Origin of the sequence: Lentimicrobium sp. S6 (assembly GCF_013166635.1) — a bacterium.
GTDB lineage: Bacteria > Bacteroidota > Bacteroidia > Bacteroidales > UBA12170 > UBA12170.
On record NZ_JABKBZ010000019.1, the window covers coordinates 49,424 to 74,713 of the forward strand.

At 35.6% G+C, this 25,290-nt stretch carries 19 protein-coding genes; 12 read left to right on the forward strand and 7 right to left on the reverse strand.

The window, feature by feature from the left end; all coding sequences use genetic code 11:
* Positions 1 to 4 precede the first annotated feature (4 nt).
* A complete protein-coding gene (locus HNS40_RS08605) occupies positions 5 to 3,316 on the reverse strand; it encodes a SusC/RagA family TonB-linked outer membrane protein (protein ID WP_172279724.1) in 3,312 nt (1,103 codons plus the stop codon).
* Between the two features lie 899 nt (positions 3,317 to 4,215).
* A complete protein-coding gene (locus HNS40_RS08610; protein WP_172279726.1) occupies positions 4,216 to 4,668 on the reverse strand; it encodes a hypothetical protein in 453 nt (150 codons plus the stop codon).
* 64 nt (positions 4,669 to 4,732) lie between these two features.
* Between HNS40_RS08610 and HNS40_RS08615 the strand changes: the two genes are divergently transcribed.
* Positions 4,733 to 5,065 (forward strand): thioredoxin family protein, encoded by a 333-nt coding sequence (locus HNS40_RS08615; RefSeq protein ID WP_172279728.1) that lies wholly within the window; start codon positions 4,733 to 4,735, stop codon positions 5,063 to 5,065.
* Positions 5,066 to 5,490: 425 nt separating this feature from the next.
* Here HNS40_RS08615 and HNS40_RS08620 read toward each other — a convergent pair whose 3' ends face one another.
* Positions 5,491 to 6,723, reverse strand: coding sequence for a 6-phosphofructokinase (locus tag HNS40_RS08620; RefSeq protein WP_172279730.1), 1,233 nt, complete (start codon positions 6,721 to 6,723; stop codon positions 5,491 to 5,493).
* 160 nt (positions 6,724 to 6,883) lie between these two features.
* Here HNS40_RS08620 and hflX point away from each other — a divergent pair, with 160 nt between their 5' ends.
* The 7 genes from hflX to HNS40_RS08655 all read left to right on the forward strand — a co-directional run bounded on the left by hflX (position 6,884) and on the right by HNS40_RS08655 (position 16,681).
* A complete protein-coding gene (gene hflX, locus HNS40_RS08625) occupies positions 6,884 to 8,077 on the forward strand; it encodes a GTPase HflX (RefSeq protein WP_172279732.1) in 1,194 nt (397 codons plus the stop codon).
* Positions 8,078 to 8,083: 6 nt separating this feature from the next.
* Positions 8,084 to 8,440 carry a dihydroneopterin aldolase gene (gene folB / locus HNS40_RS08630; protein WP_172279734.1) on the forward strand — a complete coding sequence of 119 codons (357 nt, stop codon included), beginning with the start codon at positions 8,084 to 8,086 and terminating at the stop codon, positions 8,438 to 8,440.
* Between the two features lie 269 nt (positions 8,441 to 8,709).
* Positions 8,710 to 9,717 (forward strand): elongator complex protein 3, encoded by a 1,008-nt coding sequence (locus HNS40_RS08635; RefSeq protein WP_172279735.1) that lies wholly within the window; start codon positions 8,710 to 8,712, stop codon positions 9,715 to 9,717.
* On the forward strand, positions 9,674 to 10,393 hold the full coding sequence (locus HNS40_RS08640) for a DUF6873 family GME fold protein (RefSeq protein WP_172279736.1): 720 nt from the start codon (positions 9,674 to 9,676) through the stop codon (positions 10,391 to 10,393). Before HNS40_RS08635 ends, HNS40_RS08640 begins: the two co-directional genes overlap by 44 nt.
* A gap of 753 nt (positions 10,394 to 11,146) precedes the next feature.
* Positions 11,147 to 13,978, forward strand: coding sequence for a CocE/NonD family hydrolase (locus tag HNS40_RS08645; protein WP_172279738.1), 2,832 nt, complete (start codon positions 11,147 to 11,149; stop codon positions 13,976 to 13,978).
* Between the two features lie 413 nt (positions 13,979 to 14,391).
* Complete coding sequence (locus HNS40_RS08650; RefSeq protein ID WP_172279740.1) at positions 14,392 to 15,588, forward strand: outer membrane beta-barrel protein; 1,197 nt, start codon at positions 14,392 to 14,394, stop codon at positions 15,586 to 15,588.
* Positions 15,589 to 15,727: 139 nt separating this feature from the next.
* Positions 15,728 to 16,681 carry a calcium/sodium antiporter gene (locus HNS40_RS08655; RefSeq protein ID WP_172279742.1) on the forward strand — a complete coding sequence of 318 codons (954 nt, stop codon included), beginning with the start codon at positions 15,728 to 15,730 and terminating at the stop codon, positions 16,679 to 16,681.
* A 400-nt stretch (positions 16,682 to 17,081) separates the two neighbouring features.
* On the opposite strand, the gene HNS40_RS08660 is transcribed toward HNS40_RS08655, so the two are convergent.
* The 3 genes from HNS40_RS08660 to HNS40_RS22910 form a co-directional block, all read right to left on the reverse strand.
* Positions 17,082 to 18,143, reverse strand: a complete 1,062-nt coding sequence (locus tag HNS40_RS08660) for a methyltransferase (RefSeq protein WP_172279744.1) — start codon at positions 18,141 to 18,143, stop codon at positions 17,082 to 17,084.
* Positions 18,136 to 18,333 (reverse strand): gliding motility protein GldL, encoded by a 198-nt coding sequence (locus HNS40_RS08665; RefSeq protein ID WP_172279746.1) that lies wholly within the window; start codon positions 18,331 to 18,333, stop codon positions 18,136 to 18,138. The genes HNS40_RS08660 and HNS40_RS08665 overlap by 8 nt, the downstream gene beginning before the upstream one ends.
* Positions 18,334 to 18,555: 222 nt before the next feature.
* The gene (locus tag HNS40_RS22910; protein WP_216664164.1) at positions 18,556 to 18,819 is read right to left on the reverse strand and encodes an SRPBCC family protein; all 264 of its coding nucleotides are present in this window, start codon (positions 18,817 to 18,819) and stop codon (positions 18,556 to 18,558) included.
* Between the two features lie 281 nt (positions 18,820 to 19,100).
* Here HNS40_RS22910 and HNS40_RS08675 point away from each other — a divergent pair, with 281 nt between their 5' ends.
* The 3 genes from HNS40_RS08675 (at position 19,101) to HNS40_RS08685 (ending at position 22,646) form a co-directional block, all read left to right on the forward strand.
* A complete protein-coding gene (locus tag HNS40_RS08675) occupies positions 19,101 to 19,589 on the forward strand; it encodes a hypothetical protein (RefSeq protein ID WP_172279748.1) in 489 nt (162 codons plus the stop codon).
* Between the two features lie 213 nt (positions 19,590 to 19,802).
* Positions 19,803 to 21,074 (forward strand): NAD(P)/FAD-dependent oxidoreductase, encoded by a 1,272-nt coding sequence (locus tag HNS40_RS08680; RefSeq protein WP_172279750.1) that lies wholly within the window; start codon positions 19,803 to 19,805, stop codon positions 21,072 to 21,074.
* A gap of 402 nt (positions 21,075 to 21,476) precedes the next feature.
* Complete coding sequence (locus tag HNS40_RS08685; protein WP_172279752.1) at positions 21,477 to 22,646, forward strand: adenylate kinase; 1,170 nt, start codon at positions 21,477 to 21,479, stop codon at positions 22,644 to 22,646.
* A gap of 113 nt (positions 22,647 to 22,759) precedes the next feature.
* Here HNS40_RS08685 and HNS40_RS08690 read toward each other — a convergent pair whose 3' ends face one another.
* Complete coding sequence (locus HNS40_RS08690; protein ID WP_172279754.1) at positions 22,760 to 24,742, reverse strand: T9SS type A sorting domain-containing protein; 1,983 nt, start codon at positions 24,740 to 24,742, stop codon at positions 22,760 to 22,762.
* A gap of 330 nt (positions 24,743 to 25,072) precedes the next feature.
* Between HNS40_RS08690 and HNS40_RS08695 the strand changes: the two genes are divergently transcribed.
* Positions 25,073 to 25,290, forward strand: a 218-nt coding sequence (locus HNS40_RS08695; protein WP_172279756.1) for a transposase family protein, incomplete at its 3' end; no start/stop codon positions are given.

Below are 25,290 nucleotides of genomic sequence, written 5' to 3' on the forward strand. Positions count from 1 at the left end.
CGTTTTAAAATTGTAATTTAATACTGAATCCAATAGTTCTTAAAGAAGGCATCACACCAGATTGCCATCCTTGAATGTTACCAGCACCTTGAGATGCTTCAGGATCTGCATGAGGAAGATCTTTAGAGATAATCCATAGATTACCACCAACTAAGCTAAATGAAGCACCATGAATAAATGTCTTATCCATAATTTTTCTTGGCATATTATAAGTAATTACTGCTTCTCTTAACTTGATATAAGTAGCATCATAAATGAAAGCTGCATTAGGGTTTCTACTATAACCAAATACTTTATAGTTACCACCTTCTACACGTGTTGTGTTTGTAACGTATGATCCATCTTCTTGTTCAACAACACCATCTAATACTAAACCTCCAGAACTTGCATCGTAAGATCCGTCATCGTTTTGAACCACAGGGCTACGTACAGGATTACCTAAGTCATTAGTATAATCTGTTTCTTCATAAAGACCAGTTGCTCTACCATAATATTGGTCAAGAGAGAATAAACTTCCACCTTGCTGCCAATCGATTAAGAAACTAAAAGAAACATTCTTATAAGAGAAAGCATTATTTAATCCCATATTGAAATCAGGATTGATATCACCTAAAATATTATCAGAAGTTGGGGATTTCAAATAATAACCACTAGAGTTAATTACTTTTTGTCCATCAGGAGCATATACGTAATCTTGTCCTTGAATGACACCATAAGGCTCTCCAACTTTAGCATTAATAGTAACACCACCTTGTAAAGAACCTAATTGAAGGTTATCTACTTTTTGTCCGTCTTTATCAAATAAAGAAAGTACTTCAGAATTATTCTTAGCAAAGTTTAAGTTGACATCCCAACGGAAATCATTAGTTTTCATTGCTGTACCTCTAAGAGCTAATTCAATACCAGAGTTTTGAATTTCACCAGCATTAAAATACTTACGAGAATAACCTGTGGCTGTAGAAACAGCAACTGGCATAATCTGATCTTGAGTATTTGTCTTATAATAAGCAAAGTCAATTCCTAAACGATTGTTTAACATGGTCATTTCGAAACCAGCCTCTAACGAATGTGTTGTTTCAGGCTTAAGGTTAGAATTATTTGTAGTACTAGGTACAGATACAACTGCATTACCATTAAAACTTGGGAATTGGTCATAAGTATCGTATAATGATAAGTAAGGAGCATCATTACCTACTTGAGCGTAGTTTACTCTAACTTTACCTAATTGCATCCAATCAGCTTCCACCATTTCGGAGAATAACCAGCTACCAGACAATGAATAATATCCATAAGCCCAATCCGTTTTCGGAAGTGTAGATGAGATATCATAACGATAAGTCGCATCTAAATATAACATGCTTTTATAAGCAAGTGAAGCTGCAATATAATAACCATTAACACCTTTTTTATAAACATTCTCATCAGCACTAATAGCTGCTGCATTTCTAAGAGCATATACATTAGGAACTAATAAACCACCATTTGTAGAAGCCATGGCTTCATTAATATTATTACGACGAATATTGATACCAGCAAAAGCATTTAAATTCCAGTCTTCACCTAAATCTTTATGATAATCTAATTTAACATCATAATTGGCTTCCATAAATCTACGGTCCATTCTAAAGTAACCAGAAGTTTGATCAACTTTTACTCCTCCAATTGCAACACCAAATTGATTAGCGATAGAACCTATGGCTTTTCTCTCTTCTTGAAGCTCGTCATAAGTATCCACAGAAGCTCTTCCCATCAAACTAAAATAGTCATTAATTTTCCAATCGGCTTGGAAATAACCTACGATACGGTTTCTCTCATCTGTTTGATAAGATTCATATCTTTGGAAATATGGATTGTCCCAATAAATTGGAGAACCATCATTCCATGCACTTCTATTCCAAGTTACGTTTTTGTTTTCTGCTTCATAGGCTCTTAACTGCTCTTTTAAATCTACATTGGTTTGCCACCACTGTCGCATACCAGCCAAAAGATTCTCACTATAACCAGTATGGTTACGACCTTTCCCATTTGTCTTATAATAATTAGCTGCAGCAGAAACTTTTACATTCTTAAGAACATCGTAAGAAGCACTAATATTAAAAGTATTCTTATCTAACTGAGAGTTAGGTAGAATTCCCTTTTGATGCATATTGGTATAACCTACACGGAAAGTAGATACATCTGTTCCACCATTAACATCAATACTATTCTTTAAAGTTAATTGGTCATTAAAGAAAGTTTCAGCACCATTAGGAGAGTTAATATAAGGGTGCATTTTTTGATAGTTTGGAGAAGTTGGGTCAAAATAATCCCAATGTACTACATCTAAGTTTGGATCAAATTGTTGTCCCATTGAAGCATCTTCAGTAAAAGGGACTACTAATTCGTCAACACCATCACCGTTTACATCAATTTCTTCTAAACCTGGATAATCTCCACCACTATAATAAGGGCCATAACCAGAACCATAATTAGTTTGGTATTTAGGGAAAGTTGATTTGTCAACAAAACCCACAGTTACATTAGAATGGATGTTTACACCAATTCTTTTTGAACCTTCACGAGCTTTGCTGCCTTTTTTGGTTGTAATCATGATGACACCATTGGCAGCACGAGAACCATAAAGAGCAGATGCAGCAGCACCTTTCAGTACGTTCATACTTTCAATATCTTCTGGGTTGATATCTGATGCAGCAGAACCGTAGTCAAATCCACTACGCCCATTGGCTTGGTTTATACCATTTGTATTAGAATTGTCAACCGGAACCCCATCAATAACAAATAAAGCCTGGTTGTTTTGTGTTAAAGAGGAGTTACCACGAATAATAATATTCGAAGAACCACCCATATTGGTGTTATTCTTAATTTGAACACCCGCTACTTTACCAGAAATAGAATTGATAAAGTTATCCTTAGATACTTTGTTCAAATCATCACCAGTTACTTCTTGAGTAGCGTATCCCAGAGATTTTTTCTCACGGGAAACACCTAAGGCAGTAACAACCACCTCATCTAGTTTTAAAGCACTGGCTTGCATGGCTACATCTATTGTAGTCTGACCAGTGTAAGCAATCTCTTGTGGTTCCATTCCAACGAACGAATACTGAAGAGCTGCAGCATCCTCAGGAACTTGTAAGCTATACTTACCATCCATATCGGTAACCGTTCCGATACTGGTTCCCTTCACCAATACAGATACGCCGGGAAGAGTTCCCCCATTGTCTGCATCAGTTACAGTACCAGTTACAGAAGTTTGCGCAAATACTCCTTGAACGCCTAAAAAGCCGATCAATGCGAGTAATAGAGTTAATTTTCTCATAACTTCAAAAAATTAGTTAATAATTGAATTGATTTAAAATTGATTTATTGTTTATTGCTTCCCCCATAGAAACAAATGATTTATGATTGCTAATTTACAATGAATTTGCCATTTCACAATGAATATTTAACGAAAACTTGTTGTTAATTTATTATCAATGTTGCATTTAGCGTTTTTGAATTTTAAAATATAGTGGTTTGAAAAGCTTTTATGTCCCAATATTGGTTGGAATCTTTCTAAATAGGCGCAAGAAGTACACCAATAAAAATCCAAGCTTATTTACAACCTATTCAGGACATTAGGAAAAAGGGCATGGTTTTTTAGGCTTTATTAACAATTGTCAATAATTAAAATTGACAAAAACTAACCTCACAGAAGAGTAGAACAAAATATTCTTCTTGCTTTTTGAACTTTAAATTGAAAAAAAACGTTCAAAACCGAGCATGTTTTGCTAAAAAAAAGGCATTTATCAACTAATTAATCCTCATTTATTGGCATTTCTTGCTGCATTTTTGCCTTTTTAAAGGCAGAAAATTGCCAAAATATAAATAGACAGATCAAGATAATGAGGCCCATATTTAGGAAATGAATGGGTGGATTTACAAGTAAAACAAGAAGTAAAAATATGTTTAAGCCATAGAAAATATAGTAGGCATATGTTTTAGCTAAAATCATCATGACAAGAGAAGCTATATAAATCACTATAAATAAGAGAGGGGTGTATAATTGTGACAATAAGCTTAATTCAAAACTTTTGGAGCTATAGGCTTTAAGCAAATATTCGAACTGATCTTGATGCAAGGCCAAAGATATAAAGACAATGAATATTACTGTAGATAAAACCAAAAGACTATAAAGAAGAATGCTCAACAAGAATGGAAGCTTTGTTTTTGGACTCATCAATACATGATTTTTAGAAATCGTGAGTATAATAAAATAAATAAGACTGTAAAAAGTAAACTTGGCAAAGCAGACAACTCAGTGCTGATAAAAATCAAAGGAATAATTAATAGAGCTATTTGAGCCATAGCATAAAAGTGAATCCCTGTTTTTCTCAATTTCCACATGAAATAAACCCCTATGATGGATACTAAATAGAGGAAAGCTGCTATAAGAAAATAACTTCGACCGGCTGAAGTGAGGAATTCTAATAATAGTTCTGGTTCCAAATTTGGCATCTGAATAAATTCATCACTTTCCATTATTTCTGGAATACTAGGGAATATGAAAAACACCATAAAATTGGAGAGGAAAGCCAATCCTGAGCCTATAAAACTTAAGACACAGAGAAGGGTTAAACCATCAGGTCTTTTAGCCATTTCGTTACTGGGAATATTTTTTGGGTCTATCATTGATGTATCTTTGCTGCAAAATTAATAATTTTATTAGTTTTGCCGCCTTAAAATATTATTTGCCATGGACAAAGAATTACAGCAATTAACTCAACTTCAAGAAGCTATTACGAATGATGAAGCATTATTAGTATATTTTTATAGTAATAATTGTGCACCTTGTAAGAGTTTAAGACCAAAAGTGGAAGAATTATTGACAAATGATTATCCCAAAATGCAATTATACTTTGTGAATTCGGAGCATCATCCAGATATGACCGCTGAGTTTGGAGTCTTTTCGATGCCAACCTTATTGGTCTTTTTTGATCGAAAGGAATACATTAGAAAAAGTAAATATGTATCTATTCCAGAATTAAAAGATGGTATCGATCGTTATTATCAAATGATGTTTGGATAAAAAATTGAGGTGTTCAAATAACTACTTAGTCTTTGCAAGAAAACACCAAATACTTCGTTACTCTTGCGTTGAAAACAGTCATTTACGAAAGTAAACTCCTTGGTTTTCCACACATCGCAATCCTCGTCTTTGACGTTTTTTGCTAAAGACTACAAAATGCGGGAGTTTTCTTGCCAGCATTACTTAAATTAAATCTAAAGTATTAATTATAACATCTTGTGAATTAGTTCTTTTTGTTTGCCCCAAACCCTAAAGGGAGCAAAAAGACTAATCCAAATCAATTTAATCGTTTTGAATCCCACTAATCGATGATTAACCAAATGGTTATCAAAACAATATGGTAAGTAAAAAATTCAACACCTCAATAAAAAAAAGCCTGCCCCAAAAGTATCATTGGACAAGCTTTATTATGTTTCTGGTTTAGACTAAATTTCGTCTTCTTCCCAGTTCAATATTTTAAAGAAATCGTAATTCTCTGGCTTCTCTAAATAGTAGTGTGCTGTGTCATAATCATCTTCTACCAAGTATTGTTGATTATCCTCATAAACCATTTTAAATTTTTCAGAGTAGATGTTTACAAGTCTAGGTCTGATTTTGCCTTCTTCATCTTCCACATCTTTCAAATATAGAGGATAAATATCGCCTTTATGATCAGCGGTGACCATGGCTCCAGTAATACCCAAATCAAATAGTTTCTTCACACCCATTCCTAGGTTAGCACAATAAACCAAATCGAAAGCAACAGGCTGTACACATCTGATTTCGTAACCTATTTCTACTGGTCGGCTCTTAATTTTTAATTCAATTTTCTTTAGTTCTTGCTGCAATAATACATTGAAGATATGTGCCTTACTCAAGTTCCCAAGTTCTGGGTGGCCATGTTCGTCATAGGTGAAGTTAATTCCAGATTTTTCAATCTCCTCATCACCCATACTATGGAACACCCCTTCGCTAACTATAACCACCCCATAGTTGATACCTAGAAGCTTACGTTTCAGAATAGAAGAAATAATTAAACGAATAATCTTATCCAAAGTGATGGTTGTTTTATTAAACATCTCAGGAATAATAATCATAGGATAATGACAGGCAGCCCCAATTCCAAATGCCAAGTGACCAGCCTCACGACCCATGGCACTTACAATAAACCAATTTCCACTGGTTCTGGCATCTTCATAAATGGTGGTGGCAATTCTAACCCCTTCGCTTTTTGCTGAATGATATCCAAATGTTGGAACACCTTCTGGTAAAGGTAGATCGTTATCAATGGTTTTAGGAACGTGTATGTTTTGAATTCTAATGTTTTTATCAGCAAGGTATTTGGCAATTCTATTGGCAGTAGAGGCAGTATCATCCCCCCCAATAGTTACCAAAAGTTTCACATTATGTTTGATAAATATATCAGCACGAAACTCATTGTCTTTGGGCTTATACCTACTCATTTGTATAGCCGAACCTCCTTCTTTATGAATTCTATCAGCCAAAGAGAAATCGAAATCGGTAATATTCGGGGCCTCAGCAAAAAGGGCTTTGAACCCTCCATTTAAGCCAAGTACTTTAAAACCTGCTTTTAAAAACACTTTGGCTACCGTAGCAATAACGGTGTTGATACCAGGGGCTGGACCACCACCGGCCAACAAAACAATAGATTTTTGCATTTGTATTATATTAAATTTATTATTTAAATGGTTTAATTGAAGCGCAAATTTAGGATTATTTTTGACATTCAAAAAGTGCTTATGAGCTGATTTAAAGGTGATTTATTATTTTATATAGTTTTGGGTCATTTTGCGTATTTTTGCACTCCAAAATTTGAATATGTCCAATTATAATACCAAAGAAGATAAAATAGAAAGAGCCATATTAATAGGTTTAATCACCCAAGATCAGAATGCAGAGAAAAGTCAGGAATATCTTGATGAGCTGGCCTTTTTGGTCACTACTGCTGGCGCCCTAGAAGTAAAGCGCTTTGTACAAAAGCTATCTCGTCCTGATCAGAAAACATTTGTGGGCTCAGGAAAGCTAAACGAAATTGCTGCCTATATTAAAGCTGAGAATATCGATCTAGCTGTTTTTGATGATGAATTGGGCGCCTCTCAAATCAGAAATTTAGAGAAGGTTTTGGAGATTAAAATTATGGATAGAACCAATTTAATCCTCGATATCTTTGCCCAGAGAGCTCAAACGGCTCATGCTAAAGTCCAGGTAGAATTGGCTCAATACCAATATTTACTACCTCGTTTAACTCGCATGTGGACTCACTTGGAGCGACAAAGAGGAGGGATCGGAATGAGAGGACCCGGTGAGACAGAAATTGAAACCGATAGAAGGATTATCCGCGATAGAATTTCCTTATTAAAAACGAGATTAAAAGAGATAGACAAGCAAATGTCTACCCAAAGGCAGAATAGAGGAAGCTTGGTTAGAGCTGCTTTAGTGGGTTACACTAACGTTGGAAAAAGCACTTTAATGACCCTATTGAGTAAGACCGAAGTTTTTGCCGAAAACAAGTTGTTTGCCACCCTTGATACCACAGTAAGAAAAGTGGTGGTTGACAATCTTCCTTTTTTATTATCAGATACGGTTGGATTTATCAGAAAACTCCCACACGGTTTGGTAGAAAGTTTTAAATCTACATTGGACGAGGTTAGAGAATCGGACCTATTGATTCATTTGGTAGATATTTCTCACCCTGAATTTGAAGACCAAATTAAAGTGGTCAATCAAACATTAAGCGAAATTGGAGCCGGTGATAAGCCTGTTATCATGCTTTTTAATAAAATTGATGCCTATACCTATGAGCAAAAAGAAGAAGATGATTTAACACCTGTTTCCAAAAAGAACTACGATTTAAATTATTGGAAAGAGACTTGGATGAGCAAGGAAAATATGCCCGCTTTGTTTATTTCTGCAAAAGATAAAACCAATATTCCCGAGCTTCGAGAAATGCTATATGCCGAAGTAAAACGAATTCATGCCGTTAGATATCCTTATAATAACTTTTTATACTAGAACAATATGTCGATGATTGCCATAGAGGAAATGGAATTCTACTCCTACCACGGATGCTTTAAAGAAGAAAAAGAAATTGGAACGCATTTTACTGTTGATTTCTACTTTGTGAATGATACCAGTAGAGCAGAGGCTAGTGATAATATAGAGGATACTATAAGTTATCTAGATGTTTATCAGCTAATAAAAACTGAAATGTCTATCAGCTCAGATTTACTAGAGCACGTGGGCAGAAGAATTATTAAAAAAACTTTTTCTGAATATCCTAGTATGGAATGGGCAAAGGTGAAAATTCAAAAGATGAATCCTCCATTGGGTGGGCAGATGAAGAGTGTAAGTTTTACTTTGGAAGAAACTCGTTAACTATGCGTGGTTACAATGGTTACGTCGTTGCGATGGTTGTGTAGTTTTATGATTACGTAGTAAGTTGATGACGTGCTTATTTAATTTTCGCACTAATAGTGAAATTTTATTTGACACCTGGGGATGTTTTCATTTGAGTAGAATATCCTTTCAATAAAATTAAAACTGTTAAAAGACTTGTTAAAGATCGACTGACATTAAATTTCCTTTGAGTTCTCGGTGTATTTAACTATCTTTATTTTCGAAATTGAAATTAAGGTTTTACCAAAATGCTCAAACACTATAATATACCCATATTTATTCCAGAGATGGCTTGCCCCCATCAATGTGTATTTTGTGACCAACGGAAAATTAGTGGTCAACAACATATTCCTGATATTGAAGCGGTACAAGAAAAAATTGAATCCTATTTAGAAACCATCCCTGCTAAGCGAAGTCGAGTAGAGATCGCTTTCTTTGGAGGTAGTTTTACCGGAATTCCAATTGATCTTCAAAAAGCATATTTGGAAGCCGCTGCAAAATATGTTAATGGTTCTAGAGTAGAAGGTATTCGGTTAAGCACTCGCCCCGATTATATTAATGAAGACATCCTCAAACTTCTCAAGAAGTATAAAGTAAAAACCATTGAACTTGGTGCTCAATCATTAGATGAAGAAGTATTGGCAAAAAGTGGAAGAGGCCATACTGTAGAAGATGTAGAAAGAGCCAGCAAAATGATTATTGAAGCTGGTTTTGAGCTTGGCTTGCAAATGATGATTGGTTTACCTGGCGATACTCGTGAAAAGGCATTACATACTGCCAAAAGAATTATTGAATTGGGGGCTAAGAATACTCGCATTTATCCATGCCTAGTGATTAAAGGCACTCAGCTTGAAAGCCTAATGGAAATGGGGAAATATACACCCATGCGATTGACCGAAGCCATTTTATGGGTAAAAGATTTATACTTGCTTTTTGAGGAGGCTAATATAAATGTGATTCGTATAGGATTGCATCCTTCTGAAGAACTAGATCCAAACCACTCCTTAATGGGTGGGCCTTATCATGCCTCTTTTAAGGAGTTGGTGATGACGGAAATTTGGAAAGAACATTTGTTTGAGCGAATAGAATTCAAACCTGATAAGGCCATTATCATTTATGTACCTCACGATCAGCTGAACTTTGCTATTGGTCATAAATCGGAAAATGCCCAATTATTATCCAACCATTTTTCTTCAGTGAAAATAAAAACAGATGTTAAACTCATTAAAAGAGCTTTCTATGTTGATTATTATTGATGCCCGTATACCCGAAACTGCTATTGAAAAATTAAAAGAATTTGGAGAAGTTTTTCAATTGGAATCCTTTGGTACCGTCTATCCATCCATCAGTGGACATCCCGATATTTTTATGTTTCAAATGGAAGAGCTTGTCATTATTGCACCAAATGCGCCCAAGTCTTTGATTGATGCCTTGAAACACCATAGAATCACCTTCCTTAAAGGAAAAGAAAAATTGGGAAGTAAATTCCCCGAAACTACTTATTATAATGCTGTTTCTACTCCCGAATATTTAGTTCATAAACAAGAACTTTCCACTTCTTGCATCCTCCGCCACAGCGCAAAAAAGAAATTTATCTCGGTAAATCAGGCCTATACACGTTGCAATCTTTTGGCTTTGCCCGATGGCAGCTTTATTACTTCGGATAAAGGTATTGAAAAGACATTGATTGGAGAAGGATTAGAGGTGCATTATTTTGCTCCCCAAGATGTGGTTTTAAAAGGTCAAGACCATGGGTTTTTACCAGGTGCTTGTGGTATTTATGAAAACAAAGTCTTTTTCATTGGAAGCTTAAGCCAATATGCTGAAGGAGCTCCGTTGAAAGAATTATTAGAATCTAAAGACTTATCCATTGAAGAATTATACCAAGGCCCCATGATAGATGGTGGCGGGATTTTCTTCTTGAATTCTTGATTTTATTTCTCAAACCTTAGAGCTTTTCAAATTGTGATTACACCATATTTTTAACTCTCAAATCAACACTGTCCAAAAGAAGTTCCGTATTAAAAAAGATTCTTCACTTCATTTCATTACGTTCAGAATGACAGGGTGTTATAATTTGATAGGAAGGAAGAAGGGCTTTGCTTTTGGCATTGAAAAAAGCAAAGCCCTTCTTCCTTATGAATTGCCAAAACACCTGTCATTCCGATGCGTATCGAGGAATCTTTAATAATAATTAGGACGCTAATGCTCTCAAATATGACTTTTAAATGAGAAGGTTTGTATTCAATGGAGAAAATAATCATAAAAGCAATAATCGCCGGAAATGCTTTCCGGCTAAGCAGATGACCGATGCGATGATTGATGATCGATGTTGGATGCACAAATCCGGATGACTGATGTATAATGGTTTTTCCGGATGGTATTATTGTAAGAGCTTACAGCACTTTCTTGTGTCAAGCTCAGAATGACTTTCCTCTGGAAGGAGATTGTTAAAGGCTAAGCACCAATACCAAACAACCAATAATAAAAAAACCCTCTCCAAAAAATTGAAGAGGGTATCAAAACTATTTTTCCCTAAATCACGTTATGAAAACTTTCGTATTCTTTACCCCACAAAGATGCGGCTTTTGACTCCTCCCCAGTCTGGTCATTTTCCTGATTTTTCAGTTCTATTTACTTAAGTGTTTTTCCTTATATTTGAAGCTACTTTTAAAAACGTATGCTATGTATAGAATTATTTCCCTCTTTTTAGCTATTGCTTTTGCAAGCTTCTCTTTTGCACAAGGTAATGGTCAACTCGATGAATTCTCTGATTTTTCAACTTCATATACTTATGATTTCACCACTTCCGATGGAGTGAAGCTGAGAACTGACTTGTATTTACCCATCACTTCTGACAGCTTAATGGTAGATCTTCCTTTTGGTAACTTAACCTTTCCTGTTCAGGTGATTCCAAAAGGTGTTCAGCTGATTATTTACGATTCTGTAAATAATGATATCAATCCCAATCCTTATCAATTACCTATGGTTTTTACTAGGACACCTTATAGCAAAAGCGAAGATGATGCTTTAGCTATAGTCATGAATATGTTGGGTTATGCCTATACCTTACAAGATATGCGGGGCCGTTATCAATCTGAAGGGGTATACTTTCCTATGTATTCAGATGCTTGGAAGAAAGATGCCTATCATCCCAACCAAAGCCATGTGATAGATTTTACTGAAATTTCAGATCCTCATAATTCCATCTATCACCAAGATGGTAGAGAAAGTATCATGTTTCTACAAGACAGCCTACTTTGGGATTATGATCTCAATGGCGATGGAATCACCGATATTACCGACAAAGCCTATAATGGATATATGGCCATGTTTGGCGCTTCGGCCATGGGTAATTCTCAATATCAAGCTGCTGCTGCCTATCAAAAACCGGAGGAGGGCAACGATTTAAAAGCCTTGGTTCCCATCGTTTCTACTTTGGAATATTTTAACGGTGTGGTTCAGCATAATGGAGTATTCCGACAAGCATTAATAGTAAATTGGTTACAAGGGCAAATGGAAGATGTGGCCGTAGTCAATCCAGCTGACGATGATATGCAAAACGATGTGCATTCTACTTTCGATTTTGGAAACCTAAGCCCCGATGAGATCATTGATTTATGTATTGATCAGTTCTCCACTATTCCTGATGAAAATGGCTATACTGCCATGTATCCCAATTATACTCAACGTTGCGATTTGGATGGTTCTTATGCGCCAATCAATGAAATAGGAGAATCGGATCTTAATGGTAATATAAACAGATATAAAAATATGGAAGTTCCGGCTTATCATTTAAGTGGTTGGTGGGATATTTTTGTGGATGGGCAAATAGATACCTATCAACAAATCATGGCAGAAACATCTGAGGAGACTCAAGAACTCCAAAAACTCGTTATTGGCCCGTGGACTCATGGAACTATTGGAATGGATTCCGTAGGCGATTTGCGATACCCAGAAAGCGTGTTCGATATTAACATCCTCTATGGCGATATTTCTGATAATACCGATAATATTAGGGTGGATAAAATAGTGGAAAGCGAAGTGCTTTCTTGGTTACGTCATTTAATGAACTATCAAGAAGATAATTATTTAGGTGAGCCCAAAATTGTGATACCAGAGAGTGAAGATTGGCAAACTTTTGGTCCTTATCTGATCAGGGTTCCAGCAGCGGATTATAAAATTAGATTCCCAAGCTTCGTGAACTTCGTAACAGGGCATGAAGGATTAGCAGCCATGCCAGTACAACTTCAAACTCCAGATACCACCATTACTTTTGCTATAGATATTCCCGCCGATTCGAGTATACAAACACCTAGTAGCAATCCGGTTGGTGATCCTGCTACGCCTGTAGTTGACTTTCCATCGGTTAAAAATGTAAGATTTTATGTTCCTGGTCCTATAAACGATGGAATAAACGCCAACGAAAACATTGGAAATTATTGGTATGAAAGTGATACCTTTCCTTTAGAATATGGAGTGGAAGAAATCTCCTATTATTTTCATGATACGGAACAGAGCATAGATACAGCTTATCCTTTGGATGCTGCTGGACCAAAAAATTATATCCATAATCCTGACAACCCAGTTCATACTATAGGTGGAGGCAATTTAACTTTAAGAACTCCTGTTGTAAATAAAACCAATGCTGGACCCATCAATTTAGCTTGGCCCGATTATGCACCATTGACATTAAACAGACCCGATGTGATTCAGTTCTCAACAGCTCCAATCGTAGATAGCCTCTGTATTATTGGTTATCCGAAAATGAAATTATGGGCCAGTACCATGGTAGAAGGAGGAGGGCTTACAGATACCGATTTCTTTATTCGAATTGTAGATGTTTATCCGGACGGTAGAGAGTTTTATGTTTCCGAAGGTGCCGTAAACGGGAGAGCCAGAGAATACGCACGTTCTTTAGCCGAGGGAAACCCAAATGACCAAGCCCTTTATTCTAATCTAGAATCGGGACAGCTTTACGAGTTAGATTTTAAGATGATGCCCATAGCCTATACCTTTGGTCACGATCATCAAATGAAGATACTAATCAGCTCCTCCAATTATCCACGCTATCAATCCAATCCCAATTTACCGATAGAGGAAGGTGAGTTTTTCCGTCGTGATGTTTTGGAAGAAAAGACCTACGAGTTTAATGGAGTAGAGATGAGTGCCCGTAGTGCTGAGCAGTCTATCTTCTGTGGTCCATATACGCCAACACAAATTATTCTTCCCGTTTATACCGCCTATGGAGTGGGAATGGAGGAGTCTTTTGTAAAAGATTCTCAGATTCAAATTTGGCCTAATCCTACTCAAAACCTCATTAGTGTTTCTAATCAAAAACATTCAACCTTCGATATCAATATTCGAAATATCAATGGTCAATTATTGAGAAGCTTTTCCAGTTCTCAGCAATTATTCCCAGTAGATATGCAATCCTTAAGCCCTGGGATTTATTTGTTTGAAATCGTGAATGGTGACGGGAGCAAGGAAGTACGAAAGGTGGTTTTTCAGCCTTAGTTTTGATGATTACTGGTTTGCATAGAGCAAAGGGCGGTATCTTTTACTTGGTTGAGCGATAAGATTTAAAAACGCCGGAAAACATTTCCGGCTGAACTATGGTTTCTCAACAAGTCTTTCAAGTTGATATGCAATCTTTAAGTCCTAGGGTTTATTTATTTGAAATAGTGAATGGTGATGGGAGTGTGGAAGTTCGAAAGGTGGTTTTTCAGCCATATTTTTATTGATTACTGGTTTGCATAGAGCAAAGGATGGTCTCTTTTACTTGGTTGAGCGATAAGATTTAAAAACGCCGGAAAACATTTCCGGCTGAGCAGGCCAATGCTTTGTTGGTTTTAATAATAAATATTTCTAAATCTAGAAATCATTAATATATTTGCTCTAAAATAATATACGCTAATACTTTTATCACTATGTATTTCAAACTATCTTTCCGAATCCTTCAATATTTGAGCATGACCTTAATGTTGGTCTTATTTGTAAATACAGTCTACTCTCAAAGTTATACCGATGTGGCTGCCTATTATCTCAATCTAGAAAAAGATACCATAAAAGGCTATATTAAAATAGAAGACAACTATCGATTGGCTCAATCCTTTTCCTTCAAAAATCCAGAATCAGAAAAGGAGTATCAAATCATTAAGCCTACAGATTGTCTTGGTTTTTTTTATGATGAGAATCGAACTTTTGTTTCATATACAGATAGTTTGAATTCGGACACCCTGTTTATGGAGCTTCTGAACGAAGGCCCTATAAATCTATATGCCTACTATTTAATGAATAAAACCGTCTACTATCTCTTAAAACAAGTAGATTCAAGATATTATAGATTGGCAAAAGAAGAAGATAAAATAGTTGTAAGAGATGATAGAAACCCAGGAGATGAATATACATTTGAACAAAAAGAATATCTATATGAGGATAAAAAATATCTGGGAATTCTTAATCTAGTGATGCAGGATTGCGAAAAAATTAAAAGCAAAATTCCTAATACCAAATGGAATAAACAGTCCATGATTAAACTGGTAGATACATATAACAATTGCATTGATCCAAGTACAAACTATAAGAGTAATCTTAGAAAATCAAAACTTGGGTTTGGAATTGAAATAGGAACTTTATTACATGCCATTCCAGAATTTGGTTCATTTTATGCTGCAAGATATGAAAATAGTGAGTATAAGTCTGGTGTAGGATTAAATATTAAAGGCTATGGCAAATTCCAAGTTTTAAAAGACTTATCAATTGATTTAGGCATTGGGTATTCATATATTGATATGAATATATTCAGTATACATTCTAATAACTATCATTATGAAGATGACCATTTCAAATTTCATCATTTGGACATTCCATTGAACCTACAATATAATTTAACAAAAACTAAACTGAGCCCTTTTGTATATATTCATACAGCTTATAGTTTTATTTTAAGCAATGAGATTGAGATAAATTCTAATAGTGAAGAGCTATCGGGGACCTTCCCTATAACAAATCTAAATACAACAAAATGGGAATGGGGAGGAGGTATTGGAGCCTCTTTCGATAAGACTTATGTTATTAAACTCGAGTATACCAATACAGATTACCAAAGAGGAATTAATGAATAATCAAACTTTTACTGTAAAGCTTGGGTATTTGTTTTAAGTTATTGTGACCTTGCCTTAGGCAAGAGAGGCAATCTCTATCAATAAAACTTAAGCCTACTAAAAAGATTTTTCGATATTTGCAGCTCATAAAACCTAATACATGGAATATCTTTTACTAATACTTGGCATGGTGATTTTAATCTATGGCGCCCACCTTATGGTGCAAGGCGCCTCTTCCTTTGCCAAAATGTTGAAAATTCCCAATTTAATCATTGGACTTACCGTAGTGGCCTTTGGTACTTCGTTTCCAGAATTAATGATTAATGTTTTTGCCAGTTATAATGGACAAAGCGATTTGGCTGTAGGGAATGTGGTGGGTAGTAATATCATCAATGTATTATTGGTTATAGGATTAGCTGCTGTTGTGAAACCCATGAAAATTCAAAACTTCACGGTGCGCTACGAGCTTCCTTTTAGTCTTTTAGCCATGGCACTTCTTTTTGTGGTGGCCAACGATGGTTTAATTAATGGAACTGATTTTTCTGTGCTTCATCGCTCCGATGGATTGATATTCTTGGCTTTCTTCCTCATATTTATCTATTATACTTTCGTAGTTACCACCTCTTCCCACGATAATCATGAGGAGGGTCATGATGTGAAAGAAATGTCCAAATTGAAATCAGCCTTATTTATCATTATTGGAATGGTAGGCTTATATTTTGGAGGGGAATTTATTGTCAATAGCGCCACAAAATTGGCCACAGAATGGGGCTTAAGTCAGGTGGTGATAGGTATTTTAGTAGTGGCTTTGGGTACGAGTTTGCCTGAGCTCGCAACTTCAATAGTAGCTAGTTTCAAAGGAAATGCAGATATGGCCATTGGTAATATAGTCGGTTCAAATATCTTTAATGTATTTCTGGTTTTGGGGGTTAGTGCCACTATAAGTCCTATCGAGTTTAACCCAAGTATTAATTTCGATTTAATGATTGCTTTTATATCTACCCTTCTACTATTTATCTTTGTTTTTACTGGTAAAGGGCGTAAAGTAGATAGAGTGGAAGGAAGTATATTCTTGGTGCTTTATTTTGCTTATGTGGTTTGGTTATTGGTTTAATTTTAAGATTTATTTCTATCCATTTTATTTATAGAAACTCTTTTCTAGCTCCTTTTCGGGCTTTGCGAAAAAACTTTGCGCTTACTTTGCGTGAACTTTTCTTCTTTTTAATTTGTTTCAAAAAGCGGTCCAGAGAGATCCTTAGTTTCATGAACTGGATGCTGAATATAAAGAGATAGCTGCTTCCATTGTCCCACGCAGAGAAAATGCAAAGAAAAACCCCTAAGTGCGCCAAGGGCATAGAGTAAATTAGAACATTCGAGCTTCAATGTCAGGGTTGCGATCCTTTCACTTCGACTCCGCTCAGTGATCGAAGGCTCTCACCCCTATGCCAAGTCCTATCGAAGAATGCTTCTCTAAGAAAACCCCGAAACCACAAGTCTAAGTACTTTAATATACTTTAAGTACTTCTCTTTAAACTCCATAACTCCACAATTTCCTGCTCACGCCTCTTCAAATTTCTCTTGGTTTTTTTTGAGGCTTGTGCTACTGGTTTTTTGAGGAGGGCATGCTTAATATACCTTCTTCCATTTTCAAGTTCTTCTTCTATGGGATGTTTCTCATTGGGATGGGTGAGTTTAAGAAGGTTAGAAAAGAGTAAAACAAGTTGTCCATCGGGCTTCAATCTATCAAAGGCTTGCTCAAAGAATCTGGGGAATAGCTCTTCATGATAATAGATAGCCGTATCTAGATTTTCTATATTCCCCTTAGTCGGTAACCATGGAGGATTAAATACGATCAAATCTTGTTGTACTGCACTTTCCACAAAAAGATCGCCATAAAGCAACTCAATATTGGAGATATTTAGTCTTTTGAGCTCTTCCACCATTCCAATAATGGCATTGGGGTTTTGATCGCTAGATTGTATATTCTTAAAGCCATGATTCTGCAATTGGAAACTTAAAACTCCAGAACCTACTCCTAAATCAAAAGCATTTTCTTTCTGCATTTGATTGGCTTTTAAATACTCATCAAAAAGAATGATATGCTCAAAGCGAGTAGGGAAATAGGAGCCATACCAAGGATGTATTTTATGGGGAAGGGTCGGGATTTGAATTCCTTTCTCATACCATTGCCAAGCACTATTTAAACCTTGTATATCTGGGAAACTCAATGCGAATTCCTTTTGCTCTGGATAGAGAATTTTCAACCAACCTATTTTAGGGGCTTTCTTTACTCGTAAACGCTGATGCGAGACCTCTAAAATAATACGGTGTGATAATTCTCTGAAGTTTCTTCTTTTGGAACGCTCCTCCTGAAATTTTTGTTTCTCTTCCCATCTCAGATAGGCTTTCAACTCGTTTAACAAAAGTAAACCCGTGCTATAAAAATCTAGAATTAAGACATATTTACCGCTCAAAAGTACTTCTATAGCCTCCTCCAAGTCATCATGACGACTAAAGGCAAGTACTTCTAATTCACCTTGAATTATTTCTGGTCGTTGGGCTTTGATATTAGGCATTTAAAATATCAGTAGAGTTTTTAAGCGTGAACATTTTCCAAATTCCCCAAACCGCCGCTACAACTTTTAACGATATGGCTACAGTGAAAACCTCTTGTGCTCCCATCAGCTGCATGATTTTGAAATACCCACCTAATAATTCTAGAATATATCCCAAAAGAAAAAGGATGATGATATGTTTTACTTTCATAGATTTGATTTTAAGATATGATTCTGACTTGGTTCTTCCGTTTTAGCTTTTCGAACTCGTCTCTGCAAAGGTCTTAAAATCCTCCATATATTTAAACGATTGCTTTTTAAAAGCTCCTGGCATAAAAAAGGCAATTATTTTCATGAAACCAGAAAATCGAAAATCGTTTAAAGTAATCCATTTGGTTTGTCCATTTTCCTTATCATAGAAGAAATTATTGACTTAATTCCAAACGCCTTTGGCTTCATAAGTAGCAGAGAATTCATGAGGAAAATTTCTTTTAATAATGGTTTCAATCATCTCCACTTCGCGCATGCCCATTTTATATTTAAGCCGCGACTTTGCTCCCTTTTCTCCTACCAATCCACTTACATGCTCCATGCTCACAAAGCCTTCTTGCCAATGCTTCATATTATCAGGATTATCAAAAAGTTCAACAAGTTTTTCTCGGGGTAAATCCAGAATCATTTCCAATTGATATTTCATAATATAGGTTTTAGGAGGTAAAGATAAGATATGCAGCACCTTATATCTAGAACTTTAATTCTAAGGAGCTGTTAAAATGAGAAAAACTAATCTGATAATTAATTTTGATATTATTTATATATCAGCAATATTTAAGCCTGGCAATATTTGCTATTATCCTATAAATGAATAATATAATCAAAGCAAAACTGGAATACCAAGGTCGTTTTCCTTATCTTTGAAGATGTTTTGTGTTTTATGTGCCCTTAAATCAGTGAGTATTATTCCTAATTCCTTTAATTATGAAATCAGAAATTGCATCAACCAACGAGACTTTCCAATTCCTTAGTGGCTCCAGTGAATTTTTAAATATCATACTTAATAATATCAATTCATGTGTTTTACTGCTCAACGATAAAATGGAATTACAAGCCTTTAATGACTCCCTAAAAACCATTTTTTCCAGAAATAAAAACGAGGATCTCCGCTATAAAAGATGCGGCGAAGCCATTGGTTGTGCCTTTCATATTGAGGAGGGAAAAGACTGTGGAGAAACCACTCAATGTTGCAATTGCGAATTACGAGTTGCAGCATTGCAATCTTATGTGAATGATGAAGTAATCTACAATGATAGAATCACTAAACCATTCCTCACCTTTGATAATGAGAGAGTGGAAAAACAACTTCAATTTTCTACTCGACTATTCCTCTTTAGAGATGAAAAATACATCATTATGTTGGTAGAAGATATTACTGATTTAATTCATCCGGATAATAAAATTGCGAGCTAACTACTGTTGTTTTCAGATCAAAATCATAGCTTTATTTAGTCCAAGGATTATCATATTTGAACACGGATTCCAAACAATAGTATGCATAAGTGGGCATTGTTCGATTTACTTGTTAATCATTTAACAAGCGTTTAAGAATTAACAAGCCTGCCTCTATTTCATAAGGAATCATTTAGCTCTAATTTTGCCGAATATGATTAAGATTAGAGAAATATGAATATTCCAGATATAGATTTGCCTAGAATTGTTGTTATAGGCTGCGGTTTTGCAGGGCTCAAATTTTCCAAAAAAATAGACAGTAAAAAATACCAAGTCGTTTTACTAGATAAAAACAATTACCACACCTTTCAACCTCTATTGTATCAGGTAGCTAGTAGTGGTCTGGAGCCCGATTCTATTGTTTACCCTATTCGGAAAATCTTTAAAGGAAAGCCAAACTTTTATTTCAGATTGGCAGAAACCAAATCAATAAATGCTAAAGACAAAACAGTGGAAACCAATATTGGCCCTTTATCCTATGATTATTTGGTTATTGCCACTGGAGCTACTTCTAATTTCTTTGGAATGGATAATATCAAGAAGTATTCCATGTCCATGAAAAACCTGATAGATGCTTTAGATTTGAGGAGTCTGATTATTCAAAATTTTGAGAACGCATTAAATACTTCTGATCTAGAGGAACGAGAGCGTCTGATGAATTTCGTAATTGTGGGTGCCGGTCCAACGGGTATAGAGCTTGCAGGAGCTTTGGCAGAGTTAAAAGCACATGTACTTCCCAACGATTATCCTGATTTAGATATTCGTAGAATGCAAATTCATATTGTGGAAGCCAACGATAGGGTTTTAGCAGCTATGAGTTCTCATGCATCTGAAAAATCAGAGAAATATCTAAAGAGCCGCGATATTCATATTTGGCTTAAAACTTTTGTAAAAGATTATGACGGAAAAACTGTTTTTACCAGCAATAAAAACTTTCAATCGAATACCCTAATCTGGGCCGCAGGCATTAAAGGACAGTCTCCCCTTGGTATTGATTTAAAGAAAACCAAAGACCATAGAATCATAGTAGATGAGTTCAATACGGTAAAAGGATTTGAAAAGATTTACTCCATTGGTGATGTAGCTTCGGTACAAACAGAAGCCAGCCCAAAAGGACATGCCATGTTGGCTTCAGTGGCCGAGCAACAAGGAAATCAATTAGCCAATAACTTCAATAGAAAGGCCAACAAAAAGAAGATGCTAGCCTTTAGATATCAAGATAAGGGAACCATGGCCACCATTGGTAGAAACAAAGCTGTTGTGGACTTAAGTTTTATAAAGTTTGGAGGTTTTGCTGGTTGGTTTGTTTGGATGTTTGTCCACCTCATGCTCTTGGTTGATTTTCGCAGTCGTTTAGTGGTTTTTATCAATTGGGTATGGAGTTATATCAACTATGATAAAGGCACACGATTGATTGTTCGCAAATACTTGGGAACTGGGAAGTAAGGGTTTTAATTAACATCCTGTTATTAACACTCGTTCTGAAGCAAAATATAACACCATGAAAATCCTGAACCCCTCGGTGTTAGGACAATCCTTGTTTGATTGAATTTGTTTTGCTAAAAAACAAGAAACAATAGTATTCTAAAAATTATTAAGCATGCCTAGATATGGATCGGAATGAACCGTATTTTAGCTCACTGTTTTATTATAATACTCAGATTTTACAGAAATAATGAAATGAAGTTCAGAGTCGTTTTTAAAATGCAATAGATATAGAACAATATTAAAAAAGCAATAATAATTACCTCAATGTAGAGATAATTAAGTTCTATTGTAGAGTTCAAGTAGTCCAAAAACATACCCGTTAAAAAGATAAATCCTTATCTTTACACAAAAACATATACTATGCTTAATATTGCATTATTCGGTCCTCCTGGTGCTGGGAAAGGAACGCAGTCCGCCATCGTTATGAAAAAATATAATCTCTGTTATATTGCCACAGGCGATATTTTGCGTGCCGAGATTGCAAAAAAAAGCCAATTAGGGATAGAGGCTCAAAAGATTATTTCCAGCGGACAATTAGTCCCCGATGAGGTGATTATTCAAATCCTTGAAGAGAAATTAAAATCGGAGGATTCCTATGAAGGTTTCCTTTTCGATGGTTTTCCAAGAACTTATATTCAGGCATATATTTTAGATGGACTATTATCGAAAATGCATACTTCACTAACCAGCTTGATTAGCCTTGATGTAGATAATGAAGAAGTCACCCAACGTTTGCTCGAAAGAGGAAAAACTTCTGGACGTTCCGATGATACTGAAGAAGTCATCAAACAGCGGTTGGCAGAATACAAACAAAAAACCTTACCTGTATTGAATTTTTATGAGGAACAAGGTACTCATGCGCCAGTAAACGGCATGGGAAGTATAGAGGAGGTTTTCTCAAGAATTGAGTCTAAAATAGAATTAGCACTTTCTAAATCACAGATGAATATCGTTTTGTTTGGATATCCTGGAGCTGGACGAGCCACGCAAGCTCGCAAACTGGCTTCAGAATTTGGTTTGGTATATATTGCCACTGGCGATATGCTCACCGCAGAGCTCAAAACGAAAAGTGACATTCAGAAAGAGATTGAGCCTCATATTAAAGAAGGAACCCTAGTCCCTGATGAAATTATAGTTCGTTTGATTGAGCAAAAGATTAAGGATAGTCCAATCGCCAAAGGATTTATCTTTAAAGGATTTCCGCGTACTTTAGTACAAGCATATATCCTCGATGGCCTCCTTCGAAAAATGGGTAGTAAAGTAAGTAGTGTGATTGATATTGAAGTCCCAACTCTAGAGCTGGTAAAAAGACTCGATGAAAGAGGAAAAACAGATCACCGTCAACCTTATGATGTAAGTACTCAGACCATCGTTAAGAGGTTGGAAATGCATGAGAAAAAAACACTCCCTGTGCTCAATTATTATAAGAAGTCAGTAAAAACCTATCATGTAAATGGTGAAGGTTCAGTGGATGAGGTTTGGGAAAGAGTATATCCTCCTGCTCATGAAACTTATCGTACTGTTAGGTAAGCGTTTCGGGTCAAGACATTGAGACATAAAAAAAGGCGAAATTTCCATTTCGCCTTTTTTGTTTAATAAAATTTTAGCCCCAGAATTAGTTTTATACTGGATATAGATAACGATTAATCAATGGCAATCTTAATAATTTGAGTTTCAGTTTCAGTGCTTAATTCCATAAAGAATACTCCCTTTTTAAAGCTAGAAACATCTATAGTTTGTAGGTTTGAACTATCCTCGTTTGTATAAACAATTTGTCCACTAATACTCCAAATTTTAATACTAGTCAAAGCATTTACACTTTGAATATTAATAACATCTGAAGCTGGATTTGGATAAAGTTTAAATGTACTTTCAGCTATTTCATTTACACCAACACCACTTGAATGAATAAAATTTTCCATTACTGTAGTAAAGCCTTCTCCAGCCTCGTTAGTCACTGTTAATGATACATCAAAATCTCCACCTTCGAAGATAAATGTTGGATTTTGCTCGTTTGAGTCTTCAGTACCATCCATATCAAAGTCCCAAGACCACGTAGCTACAGTACCAACAGTTTCATCAGTAAAGTTTACTTCTAATGGTGCTAAACCATTAACTACATCTGCTGAGAAAGCAGGAGATAAAATTTCACCACCTTCTAGTGCTACTTCAGCAGCATTAGCTATAACACCTGTTGTGGCATCAATTAGCATGACTACCAAATCAACTTGTGCAGGATCAAATTCATCATCAAGGGTATAGGTAAACACATGAGTATAAGGAGTTCCATAAACTACATCAGCAGGAATAATGTTAGGTATACCATCCCAGCCACCAACTAAAACTCTACCAACATGCTGATAAACCATGTCAGCAGCAGGTACAGGGTTTGAAAGTTCAGCCCAATTGGTTCCATCCCAGTCAATTAAATCACCATTGCCTCCACCAGAATAATAGTTAGCTTGATTCCATGATGATCCTGTTCCAGTAATACCACTTTCAACAATAACCATAGACACATTATATGAAGTACCAGTAAGATCCATTGCAAAGTTTGATGTTGCATCAACTGTAATTTCGCGACTACCTTCATCCCATGTTTTAGCAGTTACTTGGATTTTTGCCAAAGGAATCTCTTGTTTTGCAGCCAAATATGCAGGTTCAAGAGATGATAATCCTGGATCAAAGACATTTTCTCTATTCATAACACCACTAGGATAGCCACCAATAAATTGTCCAACTCCATTATCATATTCTGTAACAGTCATTGGGTCACCATTATGAACACCAATTCCAATCCAAGAACCATCGGTATAATCGTGGGCCATAGTGTTAAGTCCAACTAAACCACGAGGACACCAGCCACACCAAGTTCCAGTTCCTTCTTCATAAACCACATTTTTAGCGAATATTTCGTTTACACATAAAACTTGAGCACTTAATGTATTATTATTTGGATCATCATCAGCGCCTTCTCCATTGATATTTTCAACAGTAAGTTCAATAGTATGATCTCCAACTTCTATTTGAGCAAGTTCAGGATGAGTAAATTCAAATGTAGTATTGAAGCTAATATCGAGATCCTCAAAGGTATAAACAGAGCTACTTACTCCATCAAGTGAATATACCACATCAAACGAAGTAATAGGTGTATCTCTTTCACTTCTAACAATACCAGTGATTTCAAGATCTCCAGCAGCAACTTTTGGTGCAATGATAAAATCGATAAGGTTGACATCTAGACCAACTGAGGAACAAACATTGGTGAAAACAAAAAACTCTCCAGGGGCTGGAGAACCTAATAATTCACATACATAAACATCTATACCAATTCCATTAGTCACTGTAAAGGAGCACTCTTCAGGATAAGAACCAGCAGTCCATACTAAACTAATATCTGCCATATCTGGAGCAGAAATAGTTGCACTTCCAGAAAAACCGTTGGCAATTGTGGCGGTTCCGAGTAAAGTAGAGCCGTCATATACTTTTACTGAGGCACCATTCCAGCCATCTCCATAGCTATCCTGCATGTCTATTACAAGATCACATTGTGCATTGACCATAGTTGTAAGTCCAAAAAACATCAGACATGATAAACTGAATAATAGTAGATTTCTTTTTTTCATAATAATACTTTTTGTGATTAGATTAGATAACAAAGATAAAAATATTCTAAACCAATACTATCTTTTTAAAATATTTATTTAAGTTTGTGGGAAATCCTAAATAAATTAACACTTGCAGCCATACAAGAGAATATCTTAGATTGATAACAGAAACTAAATATCGAAATAACTATTTGTCAAAGTATTATGAGTTCTTGTAGGGGGATACTTATAACTTACTATTAGAGAAAAATATACAGGGCGGACGCACACTTTTTTAACAAAATAAATCATATATAATACTATAGAACAAATCACTATATTGCTTTGATATTCAATACGATATAAGGAATGAAAACAACAAACAATCTAATAAGTATTTTTGGTACTATAGACGATCCTAGGAGCCATATAAGCCAACTTCACAATATATCCGATATCTTTCTTGTGGGAATAATTTCGGTCATTTGTGGCGCAGTAACATGGAAACAAATGAGAGAGTTTGCTCAATCAAAAGAAGTATTTTTAAGAACATTTCTTCAGTTACCAAACGGGATACCTTCTGAAGA

Coding starts and splice junctions, on each gene's coding strand:
- HNS40_RS08640 (WP_172279736.1), top strand. CDS start 9,674: ATGTTAAACTCATTAAAAGAGCTTTCTATGTTGATTATTATTGATGCC.
- HNS40_RS08685 (WP_172279752.1), top strand. CDS start 21,477: ATGCTTAATATTGCATTATTCGGTCCTCCTGGTGCTGGGAAAGGAACG.
- HNS40_RS08660 (WP_172279744.1), bottom strand. CDS start 18,143: ATGCCTAATATCAAAGCCCAACGACCAGAAATAATTCAAGGTGAATTA.
- HNS40_RS08680 (WP_172279750.1), top strand. CDS start 19,803: ATGAATATTCCAGATATAGATTTGCCTAGAATTGTTGTTATAGGCTGC.
- HNS40_RS08665 (WP_172279746.1), bottom strand. CDS start 18,333: ATGAAAGTAAAACATATCATCATCCTTTTTCTTTTGGGATATATTCTA.
- HNS40_RS08635 (WP_172279735.1), top strand. CDS start 8,710: ATGCTCAAACACTATAATATACCCATATTTATTCCAGAGATGGCTTGC.
- HNS40_RS08690 (WP_172279754.1), bottom strand. CDS start 24,742: ATGAAAAAAAGAAATCTACTATTATTCAGTTTATCATGTCTGATGTTT.
- HNS40_RS08675 (WP_172279748.1), top strand. CDS start 19,101: ATGAAATCAGAAATTGCATCAACCAACGAGACTTTCCAATTCCTTAGT.
- HNS40_RS08605 (WP_172279724.1), bottom strand. CDS start 3,316: ATGAGAAAATTAACTCTATTACTCGCATTGATCGGCTTTTTAGGCGTT.
- HNS40_RS08620 (WP_172279730.1), bottom strand. CDS start 6,723: ATGCAAAAATCTATTGTTTTGTTGGCCGGTGGTGGTCCAGCCCCTGGT.
- HNS40_RS08650 (WP_172279740.1), top strand. CDS start 14,392: ATGTATTTCAAACTATCTTTCCGAATCCTTCAATATTTGAGCATGACC.
- HNS40_RS08610 (WP_172279726.1), bottom strand. CDS start 4,668: ATGATAGACCCAAAAAATATTCCCAGTAACGAAATGGCTAAAAGACCT.
- folB (WP_172279734.1), top strand. CDS start 8,084: ATGTCGATGATTGCCATAGAGGAAATGGAATTCTACTCCTACCACGGA.
- HNS40_RS22910 (WP_216664164.1), bottom strand. CDS start 18,819: ATGAAATATCAATTGGAAATGATTCTGGATTTACCCCGAGAAAAACTT.
- HNS40_RS08655 (WP_172279742.1), top strand. CDS start 15,728: ATGGAATATCTTTTACTAATACTTGGCATGGTGATTTTAATCTATGGC.
- hflX (WP_172279732.1), top strand. CDS start 6,884: ATGTCCAATTATAATACCAAAGAAGATAAAATAGAAAGAGCCATATTA.
- HNS40_RS08645 (WP_172279738.1), top strand. CDS start 11,147: ATGTATAGAATTATTTCCCTCTTTTTAGCTATTGCTTTTGCAAGCTTC.
- HNS40_RS08615 (WP_172279728.1), top strand. CDS start 4,733: ATGGACAAAGAATTACAGCAATTAACTCAACTTCAAGAAGCTATTACG.